At 34.1% G+C, this 13,390-nt stretch carries 13 protein-coding genes; all 13 read right to left on the minus strand.

The annotated features are described in order from the left end of the window. Positions 1 to 8: 8 nt before the first annotated feature. The 13 genes from A9D35_RS11705 to A9D35_RS11765 all read right to left on the minus strand — a co-directional run bounded on the left by A9D35_RS11705 (position 9) and on the right by A9D35_RS11765 (position 13,282). Entirely contained in the window at positions 9 to 1,094 is a 1,086-nt protein-coding gene (locus tag A9D35_RS11705) for an efflux RND transporter periplasmic adaptor subunit (protein ID WP_066223242.1), read from the minus strand. A gap of 141 nt (positions 1,095 to 1,235) precedes the next feature. Then, a complete protein-coding gene (locus A9D35_RS11710; protein ID WP_066223243.1) occupies positions 1,236 to 1,655 on the minus strand; it encodes a hypothetical protein in 420 nt (139 codons plus the stop codon). A 325-nt stretch (positions 1,656 to 1,980) separates the two neighbouring features. Continuing rightward, positions 1,981 to 3,171 (minus strand): DUF1501 domain-containing protein, encoded by a 1,191-nt coding sequence (locus tag A9D35_RS11715; protein WP_066223244.1) that lies wholly within the window; start codon positions 3,169 to 3,171, stop codon positions 1,981 to 1,983. A 10-nt stretch (positions 3,172 to 3,181) separates the two neighbouring features. Beyond that, positions 3,182 to 4,573, minus strand: coding sequence for a DUF1800 domain-containing protein (locus A9D35_RS11720; RefSeq protein ID WP_066223246.1), 1,392 nt, complete (start codon positions 4,571 to 4,573; stop codon positions 3,182 to 3,184). A gap of 224 nt (positions 4,574 to 4,797) precedes the next feature. Further along, a complete protein-coding gene (locus A9D35_RS11725; RefSeq protein WP_066223249.1) occupies positions 4,798 to 5,505 on the minus strand; it encodes a class I SAM-dependent methyltransferase in 708 nt (235 codons plus the stop codon). A gap of 150 nt (positions 5,506 to 5,655) precedes the next feature. Next, on the minus strand, positions 5,656 to 5,976 hold the full coding sequence (locus A9D35_RS11730; RefSeq protein WP_066223251.1) for a hypothetical protein: 321 nt from the start codon (positions 5,974 to 5,976) through the stop codon (positions 5,656 to 5,658). A 193-nt stretch (positions 5,977 to 6,169) separates the two neighbouring features. Beyond that, on the minus strand, positions 6,170 to 8,398 hold the full coding sequence (locus tag A9D35_RS11735) for a TonB-dependent receptor (RefSeq protein WP_066223253.1): 2,229 nt from the start codon (positions 8,396 to 8,398) through the stop codon (positions 6,170 to 6,172). 166 nt (positions 8,399 to 8,564) lie between these two features. Then, entirely contained in the window at positions 8,565 to 9,017 is a 453-nt protein-coding gene (locus A9D35_RS11740) for a hypothetical protein (protein ID WP_141675524.1), read from the minus strand. A gap of 90 nt (positions 9,018 to 9,107) precedes the next feature. Continuing rightward, positions 9,108 to 9,692: an HPP family protein gene (locus tag A9D35_RS11745; protein ID WP_066223257.1), complete on the minus strand. Its 585-nt coding sequence runs from the start codon at positions 9,690 to 9,692 to the stop codon at positions 9,108 to 9,110. A 40-nt stretch (positions 9,693 to 9,732) separates the two neighbouring features. Continuing rightward, on the minus strand, positions 9,733 to 10,662 hold the full coding sequence (locus A9D35_RS11750; protein ID WP_066223260.1) for a YeiH family protein: 930 nt from the start codon (positions 10,660 to 10,662) through the stop codon (positions 9,733 to 9,735). Between the two features lie 75 nt (positions 10,663 to 10,737). Next, entirely contained in the window at positions 10,738 to 11,619 is an 882-nt protein-coding gene (locus A9D35_RS11755) for a LysR family transcriptional regulator (RefSeq protein WP_066223262.1), read from the minus strand. A 107-nt stretch (positions 11,620 to 11,726) separates the two neighbouring features. Beyond that, positions 11,727 to 12,221, minus strand: a complete 495-nt coding sequence (locus tag A9D35_RS11760; RefSeq protein WP_066223264.1) for a hypothetical protein — start codon at positions 12,219 to 12,221, stop codon at positions 11,727 to 11,729. A gap of 107 nt (positions 12,222 to 12,328) precedes the next feature. Further along, positions 12,329 to 13,282: an NAD-dependent epimerase/dehydratase family protein gene (locus tag A9D35_RS11765; RefSeq protein ID WP_066223266.1), complete on the minus strand. Its 954-nt coding sequence runs from the start codon at positions 13,280 to 13,282 to the stop codon at positions 12,329 to 12,331. Between the last annotated feature and the right edge of the window lie 108 nt (positions 13,283 to 13,390).

Raw genomic sequence — 13,390 nt, forward strand, 5'->3', positions numbered from 1 at the left:
TTAAAGGGTTACTCTGCGTATAAGTCTAAGTGTGCTAAAACCTGATTAGGTTCTAAATACTTGCAGTGTATTTTTTCTTTATCTTTTACCATACGGATGCCTTCTAGTAAAATTTTATCATTTTCAGAAAGTCCTTTTTCTACAACAAATAAGTGAGGAAGCTCTGCTCCAACCGTAATTTCGCGTTGGCTAACCACGTTGTCTTTGTCGACTACAAACACATATTTTTTATCTAAAATCTCGAAGGTGGCTTTCTGCGGAATAATAATTGCACCTTGAAATGGTACTTCCATAAGGATACTTCCGGTTTCACCATGTCTTAAAATACCATCGGGATTTGGAAATGTAGCTCTAAAAGCAATATTTCCTGTTTCGTTATCGAATTCACCTTGAATGGTTTCAACAACACCATTTTGATTAAAACGCTTATTATTTGCCATTAACAGTCCCACGTCTTGTTTTTGGTCTTTGTTGTTGCTAATAATGTAATCTAAATATTCAGATTCTGGCACATTAAAATAGACCCACATTTTACTATTGTCCGATAAGGTAGTGAGCAGTTCTCCTTCGTCTAAAAGACTACCTTCACGTGCATGCAGATGGTCCATAATACCATCAAAAGGAGCTCTTATATCTGTAAAACCTAAATGCGTTTGGGCCAAGGCAACCTCAGCTTTTGCCTTGTCGTAATTGGCCTTTGCCATGGCGAGTTCGTTAGCAGAAACAACATCGCCATCTGCTAATAATTGGGTGTTTTCAAGCTCAATTTCTGCAACCTTAGATTCTGCAGCCGCTTTTTGTAAATCTGCCTTGTAAATATTAGGCATGATTTGGAACATTTTTTGTCCCTTCTTTACATGTTGTCCTTCATCAACAAATATTTTTTGCAAATAACCGCGTTCTAAAGCTCTTAATTCGATATGTCGAATCGAGTGAATTTGGGCAACATAATCTTTTGTAATCGATGTGTCTTTTTTTATAGGGTTAGTAACTAGGTATTTAGTGTCTTCGTGTTTCTTTTCTTTTTTAGCATCACAGCTGGTTGCGTAGCACAGCAATACACATATGCAGGCTATCAAGGGGAAATTCCTCATAGGTAATAGATTAAATTTTTTTTAGAATAGATTACAGGGGTATAAAGCCCTAAATATTAGGGTTCCCTCTGTTTTTATAACATACTTTTATGTGATATAATAGGATTTGCCACAGAATATGTGGACTGAAATTGTATGGTATTAAATTCTAAAAACTTGGAATTTTACATGTAACCGTAGTAGGGAAACTGTGGTATTAGACTGAAATCTATATACATCGTTTTGATGTTGTACCGCTAAAAATTGTAATTGCTGTGCATTTTTTAAAGCAGCTGCAGACAGGCTATTGTTTAGAAAGTTATCTGAAGTTACAGCTTCGTTTTCTAAATTTTCATTGTTAATAAGCTCTTCTATAAAGCTAGCCTTATGCTCGGTACTAGAATGCGATGAAATAACAGAGCCAAAGGATAATAACGTGGACTTAAAATCTGGATTAGTCTGCCTAGACTCTTCTTGTGAGGCATTTTCAATAGTACACGAATCTAGATTTGCGTATAAGGTTGCAAACCCACTTAAAACTAATGTACTTAATAAGAATAAATAATTTTTGAAAAATCTCATACGTGAACAAAACTATAGGATTTCAATATTACACGCAAAAAAAATATTTTAAAATCATTAAAATTTTTGTCTATACTTTGTTAAAGTATTGGTGTTCAGGGTAAAATGATAAACAATTGTTATGGTTTACACTATAAGATTGAAGAATTAATTGCTTGTGAAATGCTTTTTTAGTAAGAAAACACTTCTTATTTAAGCATTAGTAAAGCACAAAACGTTGCTAGTTAGGCCATTTGAAAGTCTGGTATTAGAGAATTTATTTGGCTCTTCTTTTTGCTTTCCAAATAAAAAGGTTTTAATTCTGACCAAAAAAAATAAAACTTGCTTAAATGAAGCTGAGTTTGTTAAACGATTTATTTAAAATAGTTTCATCGTTTACGGCTAACCATGAATTTAAAATTGTGGCATAAATAGATCTAAAATCTACGGTATATTTTAGGTCTCCATTACTATCTAAATCTACTAAATTGGGAGATTCATTATAAAACCCAGGTGTTTTCAAGTTTTTTCCAATTAAAAAAACGTTATTGGCGGCACCGTGATCTGTACCTTGTCCAGCGTTTTGTTTTAGGCGGCGGCCAAATTCAGAAAAAGTTAAAATAAGCGTGTCCTTAAACGTATCGTTTGCCTCTAAATCTTTTACAAATGTTTCTATAGAACTGGCGTACATGTCTAACAATTTGCTTTGTCGGTTTATTTGTCCTGCATGGGTGTCAAAGCCGCCCATAGCCACATAGTATACACTACTACTAAGATTAGAATTTATAAATTCGGCGGTTGTTTTTAGTTGCTTTGCAAAGGGATTGTTAGGGTAATCTTGCTTGCTTTTATATGTTTTAGAAGTCTCGAAAATATATTTAGCCGAGGATTGTGCTTCTATCATAGTTTGATATAAATAGCCTAAATTATGTTCGCTTAAATGCGCATCGCTTTGGGTGTTAAGTACTTTTTTAAAATATGCTGTTTGCATATTTCGGTTTAAAATCGCTGGATTTTTTGTAGCAATACCGTTAAGCGTCTCTCCTTTTAAAATTAAGGATAAACTATCGTCTATTTCAATGCCGCCATAAGGTTTCTTAACATATTCATCTAAATAACGGCCAAGCCAACCTGAGCTTAAAAATTCATTCGATGCACTTGCCGTTTGCCAAATATCTGTCGATCTAAAATGAGACCGGTTAGGGTTAGGATATCCTACATTATTAATTACAGTTAAATATCCTTTATCGTATAACTGTTTTAGGGGACCTAAATTTTTATGGAAACCAAGATCGGAGGTTGCTTTGATGAGGTCCTGATTTTGTAGGCTTATCTCTGGTCTGTTTTGGTAGTAAATATCATTTGTAAAAGGGACAATAGTGTTCAACCCATCATTACCTCCAGCTAACTGGATAACTACCAGTTTTTTATGACTTAAAGTTGTGCTATTCACCTTCTGAAAAGCACTAATAAAACTAGGTACAAAAAATAAACTACTCGCTAATGAGCTCTGTTTCAAAAAATCGCGTCGTTTCATAATCTATAATTTAGCACAGTTGATATTCTGGAATAGACATAAGTTGGATGCAATAATTTTTTTGATCTTCGAATTTTAAACGAGATAAAAGGGCATCTGTATCGGGGTCTATTTTAGCAATAATTAAGGTGTTTTTTAAATCTTGTTGCGAAACATTTATATATTCTTTTTCAAAAACAGCCCAATGTATAGTTGTTTTAATAAAACGCTGTTTATTGTTTTTTGAAGCGTAATACGCCTCAAAATCGTCTTCTAAAGTGCCTTTTTCATCCACATTAATTACTGCATTATTTAAAAGTATGGCGGGTAATTTTAGGCGCAACATAAGAGTGTTGCTATCTATCCAATTTTTATCCCCTTTCCACCCCGCAACATTGGGTGGGTATAATAAAACTTGCCCCATAACTTTTTGTAAGTATAGGAGTTGTTTCTTTTTTTGAAATGTAATTGGCACCGTTTTTTGTATGCCTATTAAAAGTTCTATAGGTGATTTTATTTTCGACCCTATGTTTTTTTGGTCGTAAAACCAGTCGGAATTAAAGAGATAAAACATCAAAGCTTTGATATCGTAATTTTTGTAAAATTGATTTGTTAAAGCTTCAATATGTTGGGCATCGGGCTCTGGATTTACAAAATATCTGTAAATTTTATCGCAAATGAATCGAGCACATTGCTTTTGTTGTAAGATGATATCGATAATGTCGTCGCCATTAAAAATTCCGGTTTGGCCAAAAAATGTTTTTTCACCAAAATCATGTTGTTTTTTTCGCAGATGAAACGTCCCATCGCGTTTAAAAGACCAACCTGTAAAGGCGCGCGCAGCCGCTTTAATGTCGGCTTCAGAATAATTTCCAACGCCTAAAGTAAATAACTCCATGAGTTCTCTCGCAAAATTCTCGTTAGGACTTGCCTTTACGTTTTGTCTGTTATTTAAGTATTTGCTCATAGAAGCTTCGCGAGCCATGGCTTTTACAAATTCGCCAAAATTACCTAAGGCAAATCGCCTAAGCATATTGTTATACCGTTGCATATGGTATATAGCATTGTCGCGACACACAAAAACATTGGCCCAAAATAGGGTCATTTTTTCTGCAAGAATGGCATCTGAACTTGTAAGTCTGTCAATCCATAGTGCATTAAACTCAACTGTTTTTTCACGACTTGATTTCTGAAGTTCTTTTTGTTTGGCCTTGTCTTCTTCCGTTTCGGGTTTTTTAAAACCTGAATTGAAATAGGATTCAAAACCTGAAAGGTCAATTTCTAGGGGTTCTACATTTCTTGAAGCTTCAAAAAGGTTAGAAATGATTGTTGTTTTAGATTGTTTTCTAAGTTGTTCAAGCGTAGTGTAGTCTAAGCCAAATCCTGCTCTAAAATATAAATGCTGAATGTGTTTGGTTTTCATCGCTTAGTTTGTTTAATCTCTTAGACTAAAAAAGAATATCTTGGTTTAAGATAACAACATTTTTTATGATAGAATTACACAGATTTACAACTTCTAAAGCACACATTTGGAACTTGAAATATTGAATTATAGTTGGTAGGCTTGGGGTTTTGTTGGTCTAATAAAGTTAAAAACGTATGGCCCCAAATGAGATTCGAAGCCATATATAAAGATTTTAATTATTGTTATTTAATACCTCCAAAAGCAGCAAAACACATGTTTTTATGAAGAATTTCAACGGCTTTAAATCCAACATTTTTCATAAGATTTAGTTGATAATTTAAAGATCTGGGTGAATCTTCCTTAGAAATATAGGCTAAAACTTTGTCGCGATATTCCTTGTTTTGCAGCGCTTCAAGATAATCGCCATAGCGTTCCCAAGTATATTCCGTTAAGGCTTCGGTATCTTGAGTAATCAAATCGGAAATCATTAAACAGCCTCCTGGTTTTAAGAGTTTGTATAGTTTTGTAAATGTGGTTTCCCAATCGTTATCATCTCTTAAATGATGTAAAACGGCTCCCGCCAATATAATATCGAACTGATTTTCTTCAAGGTTTATTTCCCGAATATCGCCTTGTATACATTTAAAAGTTACGTTAGATTCTTCGGTTAGGCGTTCCTTGGCTTTATCTAGCATAGGTTTACTTAAATCGACAAGAGTACAGTTTAAGTTTGGCGATTTTGAAAGCATTTTTAAGGTGTAATTTCCTGCTCCACAACCCACGTCGAGTAGGTGAGTAGCCTGTGGTACAATGCGCTTCGCCGATTCTGTAATGAGTTCTAAAGAAATATTGGCATCTATGGTTGTTAATTGTCCAGTATCAAGATCTGAAAAACGTTCAACATCATTATCAAATCGTTCTTTAATTTCTTCAACAGTAGATTTCTTCATATACGAAATGTTTTAAAAGTAAAAGTACGCGGTTTGCACGATAAATTATTTCTCTATGCATTAAAAAAGTAACGTTATCTGATAAAAAAAAACTCCAAAGCATTCGAACTTTGGAGTCAGTTTTCTAAATATAAATTGAGTCTATGCAATTTATTTTGCAACAATAAGTCTGTCGTTAAAATATAGTTTTGTGCTGTCGTTTTTATGAGAAAGAATGGCTTGTTTAAGCGCTTCAAAATCTGCAGTAGACATTTCTAAAGTATGTGCAGAGAAAAATTTATTTAATAGCGAATAATTATTGTCTTCCACATCATACTCCACCGACATGATATGAACTTGATCTCCTGCTTTATATTGTTTTCCGTCAATTTCTACATCACCGGTAGGTTCCCATAATATATCGGCATCGTGGTGATTAGCATCTTTAAAATTAATTGAAAGTCCTGGGTAATCTACATTTATTGGTTTCATAAAAAAAGGTTTAAATTATTGAAATATGCGTTTTAAATATACAATAAAACTTTGATAAAATGAAGAATTTGTTTTTCGTTTAACTAGACTTATTTATTAAAAATCTGAGTTTTCTATAAATTAAAAAGGCTGCCTAAAACATTCAATATGTTTTAAACAGCCTTTTTGTTTAATAAGTAGGTAACAGTAGAAATTAAAAGGTTAGTGCTATTTTTCCACGAATAAAAAATGGTGTTCCTGGTGTAAAGTGAATTTCTTCTACAGGAGCAGGTTCATTAAACAATCTACTTTCTGTAGCAAATTGAGTTTCGTTCCATTCGGTGTTAAAAAGATTTTCAATAATGATGCTGTAGGTCCAGTTTTTCCAAGCATAGTTTATGTTGAAATCTGTTACAAAATAACCTTCGGCAATAATGGAATCGTCTTCGTTAGCTGGTCTGTCATCTACATATCTGTAATTTATTCCTCCAGAAAAGCGGCCTAAATTATCTACAAACAGTCCCCCTGATGAGGTGAAATCTGGAGCTAACGGAATGTAGTTTTCGCCATCCGGATCGTCTATGCTTCTGCCGTGAGAATAATTCGCATCGGCAGAAAGATAAAGCCAATCTAGAGCTTGGTAACGTACTCCAAAATCTGCACCTAAACGCTGTGTTCTTCCGCTGGGTTCTACTATGGCTGCATCTCCAACATAGACAAATTCTTGTTCTAAAAATAAATACCATAAACTAGCATTTAATACCAAACGCTCCGTAGGTTTTAAAATGGTTCCTAAGTCGGCACCATAAGCAGCAGGAAGTATAGATTCTGCGTTATTGGCTATAACAACCCTAGTGTCGTTAGAGTGGAACCCTACACCTGCTTTTAAAAATAATTGTACGTTTTTGTTAACGGAATATAAAGTATTCATTTTTGGACTAACACGTATTTTGGTTTCACTTAAATCGCTGTAAGTTTCCGAAAGTTGATCTTGATATTGAAACTTAAAATAATCAATCCTTGCCGATGGATTAAACGTCCATTTTCCGGTTTTAAATTCGGTATTTAAAAAAGCATAGGTATTTACTTCGTCCACATCGCCCAGAGCTTTGTAATCTAAAATGGTTTTTCTGTTTAGGGTGTGAGATAATTCTACATCATCAACATTATCATATCTAAATCCAATTCCGGCTTCGTACTTAAATATCGTTTTGTCGCCTAATTCTATATTTCTTTGTTCGTAAACTGTATTAGCTCCTGTAGTTAATCTGTTTTCAAACTGTCTAATTTGGTCGCCATTAATAGGTTCGTCTAAATAGAATGTGAAATTAGAAAACAATTCAAAATTGTATTGCGAAATAAAGGCGGTTGTTTTTAAAGATTGATTCTCGTCTATGGCTTTAATATGATTTACCAAAAGGTTTGTTCTACTTGTTTCTCCTCCTTCGGTATCGTCTATAGCACCAAATCGATCAATGCTTCCATCGTCTACAGCACGCTGCGGAATTTGGCCAGAAGCATCCCATTTACTTTGAAAATAAGAGGCTGTAACGTTTAATTCTTGATTGCCAGCTAATTTATAATTGTAACGCCCAAGTATATTAAAGCGGTTAAAATTTTGAGGAGAGTCGAAAGGACCATCGGTTAGCGATAATTCTGATGCAATATAAGCACTGCTATTTTCTGTGTCTAAAACATTAAACATCCCCATGAGACGGTTGGTGTTAAATTGCCCAGCTTCTAACGAAACATAATTATTATCGATTGTTTTTTTTAGGCCTAAATTTACATACCCAGCAGTAGCAAAATTTCCTTTATCTGCAAAGTATGGACCTTTCCCAAAGTTGATGTTTTCAATAGTTTCGGGAATTACAAAATGCAAATCGGAGTACCCTTGGCCGTGAGCGTGCGATACCATGTTTACAGGTAGCCCGTCTACTGTAAGATTAATATCTGTACCATGATCGATATCAAATCCTCTTAAAAATATTTGTTCGGCTTTTCCGCCACCGGCATGTTGTCCGATAATTAAGCCAGGCACTTTTCTTAAAATTTCTTGAGAAGATTTTACAGGACTTGCCTGAATATCTACATCTACAAACTTACTTAATACATCGACATCGGCTAATAGCATAACTTGATCTAAAGAAATGTTTGCCGAGTATATGATTATAGACATGGGCTCGTCTAAATCTGATTGTGATACACGAATTGTTTTTGGTTTGTAGCCTAAACGAGAAATGTAAAGCGTGTCGTTTACTTGTGTTTTGTTCAGGGTAAATGCTCCTGTTGGCGAGCTGTGCGTGTGTATTTCGGTGGTTTTATTATAAATACTTACATCCTCGATAGGTTTGTTTTCAGAGGTTGTAATTTTTCCTGAGATGTGTTGTGCGCAAATTAAATTCGTGAGTAGTAATACGCATACGGTTAAAATATTTTTCATCTATTTCATAATTTGGTTATCCTTTGTTTATTGTGGTAAACAAGATGTTACTATTTGGTTGTAGTCCATGTAGAAGCTTTTGCAAAAAGCAAAGCAGTCTGTTTTAGACCGTTCACGTGTACTTACGCAAATAGTTTAAAGAGGGTTTTATTTTGACTGAATTATATTATGAAATATACTTTGGAGGGGGAGAAATCATTACAAGATAAAATTCGTAACAAGACGGAATAGCATACCAAGATTGTTTTGAAATGCTTGTGAATGAATCTGTTTTGTAATGGTATTTTGAAGTTAGAAGATGTTTGTCTATGTCGGATTTAAACAGTGATTTTTGGTGCTCTTGTTGTTCTTCAGACGCTGAGAGAATGCCATCTAAAACGACAAGAACCCTATGAGAATAATTGGGTACAATTTTCCCTGTTGCAGTATGCGAATGGTTTGCTAGGGGTGGTGCTTCAGTAGTCGTTAAATGCCCTAAAATATTATTAGTATGAACAATGGTACTAGGTGCAGAATGCTGTTCGTTTATAATAAGTTTGTCTTCAATATAATGTGCCGCAATATGAAGCAGATTGAATACGGTATGTTTTAAAGGAGCTGCCAAGTAACAGGTTGCCAAAACAACTATGAAACATCTAAAAATAATAAGTTTGTAATGAAGCTTTGCTCTCAAAAATTGATATAGTTGAAAGGCTAAAATACAGTTATTTTAAATATTAGCGTTCTTATTTTCTTTTGATTTAAAAGGATATTGTCTGTGGCGTGCAAATCTATTTGTAATATAGGCTGTTACCAGTAAAATTAGGACGCCAATACCCACGGGATTTATTACATATAAAAAGCCTAAATCTTTAATTTGGTGGCTGCCAATAACTGCAATTAAGGCCGTGGCACCTCCAGGAGGATGCATGGTTTTTGTGATTTGCATACCTACAATAGCAGAGGAAACAGCTAGGGCACATGCTAGCCAGCTTAAATTAGAATACGGAATAAGTTTTGCGACACATACGCCAATAAGAGCACTTAAAATATGACCACCCACCAGATTTCTAGGTTGTGACAAAGGGCTATTGGTTTCGCCATAAATAAGTACTGCCGAGGCGCCAAACGAACCAATTAAAAAAGTGTTGTCTAATGAAGACAAAGATAAACTTTGCAGACCGCCAATTAATGCAATGCCAACAAAGGCTCCTATAAACGACCATAAGTGGTCTATAGGATTTAATACCGTTTGTTTTAAGACAATCAGTTTTGCTTTTTGGTAGGTTTTGCGCTGGTTTAATTTACGTTCCATATAATTTGGTTTTAGTGGAGAATGTAAACGTTAGTTTGTTTTAAACAGAAAAATTGAGAATGTAGAATAAAGAGATTATAGAAACAAATCCCCAAAGCGTTGCAGCAAAGACCATAGGCTTCCAACCTGTGGTTTTTAAATCGGATACAGACATAGTAGTGCCAACTAAAAATAAAGTGACTACTAATAAATGTTTAGATATTCCAACAAAAGTCGTTGTGATTACTTCGGGAAGTATATGAGAACTATTTATTAGAATGGCTGTAATAAACAACAGTATAAAAAACGGGAATTTAATTTTTTGCCGACTATTTTTAAACAAAAACATAGATACTACAGACATAGGAATTATCCATAAGGTTCTCGATAATTTTACTGTAGTTGCTATGTGTAAAGCTTCTTCTCCATAATTTAAGGCAGCTCCAACCACCGAGCTTGTATCGTGAATAGCTACGGCACACCATAACCCAAATTGATGTTGGTTTAACCCCAAAAGGTGTCCGAAAAACGGAAATAAAATTAAAGCTAAGGCGTTTAAAAAGAAAACAACCCCTAAGGCCATGGTAATGGTTTTTGTATCGGCTTTTATAATTGGAGAAATTGCTGCAATGGCACTACCGCCGCAAATAGAAGTTCCCGATGTTATAAGGTGTCCAAGCGATTTGTCTAAATGTAAATACCGCGATAGCACTAGACCGAAACTTACAGTTAAGAATACGCAAAATAAAGTAAGACCAAAACTTGAAATACTAGTTTGTAAAGTTTCAACAATAGCCATTCCAAATCCTAAGCCAACCACAGCAACTTTTAAAAGTACATTTATACTCTTCTGACTTTGTTGTAAAAACGGATGTTTAAAAAATAGGGTAAATATAAACCCCAAACCTAGCGCTACTGGGCTAGAAAGTAATCCTGCTAAAGCCAATGCAATAACTCCGAAAAAGTAAATTTTTGCTAAGTGCGTTTTCATAGGTTTCAAATTTGAAACAAAGATACAACGACACTATAATTAAAGTGAAATGAAAAAAGTTATACGTAATAACTTTTAGTTATGATTAAGTTTAATGAGTTTCTCGAAAAAATCTTTTGTTTTCGACTGAAAACCTTGTCGTGAAACAAAATAAAACCAACGCTCGAAATTAAAATTCTGAATATCGATAACTTTAAGTTTGTTATTTAGCAAATCGTCGCTTACAGAATGGATAGAGAGCAGGGCATAACTTTTAGAGTGGTACAAATAATTTTTTATGGCAATTGTGCTATGAAGTGTTACGTTCGAGTTTAACTGCTTAATGCCATATTCATTTAATTTTTTATAGATAATTTCTCGTGTTCCAGAACCATGTTCGCGCTCTACCATAGGTAGGTTTTTTAAATCTTCTAGCTGTAAAACACCTGTTTTAAATTTCGGGTTATTTGCATGAGTTACTAATACAATTTCATCTTTAATAAACTTTTCGTATTGTAATTGTTTGTTATGGCTGCTACCTTCAATAATTCCGAAATCTAATTGTAAGCTCGTAATTAAATGTTCAATATGCTCGGTGTTTCCACTAATTAATTGAATGGTTGTGTTAGGCGTGTTTTTTTCAGACTTTGCTAAAATTTGAGGAAGAATAAAATCGGCTAAAGTTGTACTTGCTCCAAATTTTATGTGTTTTTGTTCGTCTTGATCTAAGGTTAAAAAATGATTGTCTAAATCGGCATGAAGCGCTAGTATTTTCTCTACATAATCTAAGAAGTCTAGTCCATCGGGAGTAAGTTCTATGTTATTTCCTAAACGGGTAAAAAAGGTTTTTTTATAAGTATCCTCTAAAGTGCGAATGGTTTTAGAAACTGCGGGTTGCGATAAGTTTAAAATTTCGGCAGACTTAGTAAAGCTTAGGTTTAATGCAACTTCTTTAAATATTTTAAATTTAACTTTCATAGGCTATTATAGACGGAACAATTTAGTAATTCTTAATCACTTTAGATCAAAAAAAATCGGTTTGAAATGTATTCAAACCGATTTTTAATATATGAGATATGCTTGTATTACATCGTTTCAAGCGTATCGAAACTTGAAATGTTTGAAGCTTTAATCACCTCGTCGTAATTTGTAGTGTCTACACCATTTATATAATCTGCAGGTACAACTACAACTCTAAATAGTTGGTTTTGTGTCCATTCGTTTCCTAGTAAATTTAAATCGAAAGTAGCATCTAGGAAAATCATGAAATCGGTATCGGTAAAATCGTAGTTATACGTTAAAACACCTTCATCAAAGATTTGATGTTGTGGTACAAGTCTCCAAATTTCTGTACCGTTATCTGTTTCCCAAGAGATGTATACCAGTACCACGTCTGATGGTACAATATTAAATCCATACGTTTGCGTTACAGAGTAATTGTTCGCTGCATTAAAGTCAACTTCAATCTCGAAAGCAGGAGCAACTTCGCCGTCAATTCCAGGAGGCCCTGGAGGTCCTTGGTCTCCTTCACAGGCAGTAAATACTAGGGCTAAACAGAATAATGCTATAATATGTTTCATAGTTTTTTAATTTTAAAAGTGAAAATTATCGTTATTTTTTAAATAAAAATAAGATTATTTAATGGAAGCAACAACTTTTTATGATTTATGGCTTGTAATGGTTTTTATTAAATTTTTTGTTTTGCTTTTAAATTTGTCAACATTTCGGTAGTAATATCATCTAAAGAAAACTTATGGTTCCAACCCCAATCTTCGCGAGCATGGCTATCGTCTATGCTTTGTGGCCAACTGTCTGCAATGGCTTGTCTAAAATCTGGATTATAGGTGATTTTAAATTCGGGTAGGTGTTTTTTTATAGATTTTACCACATCGTTTGGTGTAAAACTAACAGCCGATAAGTTGTAAGACGATCTAATCTTAATAGATTCTGAAGGAGCTGCCATAATAGATACTGTAGCTTCAATAGCATCGTCCATATACATCATGGGTAGGGCTGTATTTTCAGATAGAAAACAGTCGTAATGCCCCTCTTCAAGTGCTTTATGGTAAATGTCTACGGCATAATCTGTGGTGCCACCACCAGGTAAAGTTTTCCAGCTAATAATGCCAGGATAGCGAATACTTCTTACATCTACGCCGTATTTATTATAATAATATTCGCACCAGCGTTCGCCAACTTGTTTTGTAATGCCATATACTGTTGAAGGCTCCATAATAGTATATTGTGGGGTGTTTTGTTTTGGAGTTGTCTGACCAAAAACGGCAATACTAGAAGGCCAAAATATTTTTTTTATTACACCGGCTTTGGCTAAATCTAAAACATGAAAAAGCGATTCGGTATTTAAATCCCAGGCTTTTAAAGGGAATTTTTCGCCTGTAGCACTTAACATAGCAGCCATTAAATATACCGTGTTTATTTTGTATTTTTCTACACAAATTTTCATGGCCGTAGCATCTTTGGCATCAAGAATTTCGAAAATACCAGAATTGACTATTTCTGAATTATTATAACTAATATCACTAGCAATTACATTTGTATCACCATATATTTGTCTTAATCTGAATGTTAATTCTGAACCAATTTGTCCGCAGGCACCAACTATTAAGATTTTAGGAGTCATTTAGATGTATTTTTAAATAGTCTTCAAAAATATAAAGATTTTATGGATCAAATTAAATTTTTGATAAAAATTAGATTAAAATTCATACACCTTATATATTTGTTTCAC

The organism is Formosa haliotis, assembly GCF_001685485.1.
GTDB classification, from domain to species: domain Bacteria; phylum Bacteroidota; class Bacteroidia; order Flavobacteriales; family Flavobacteriaceae; genus Formosa; species Formosa haliotis.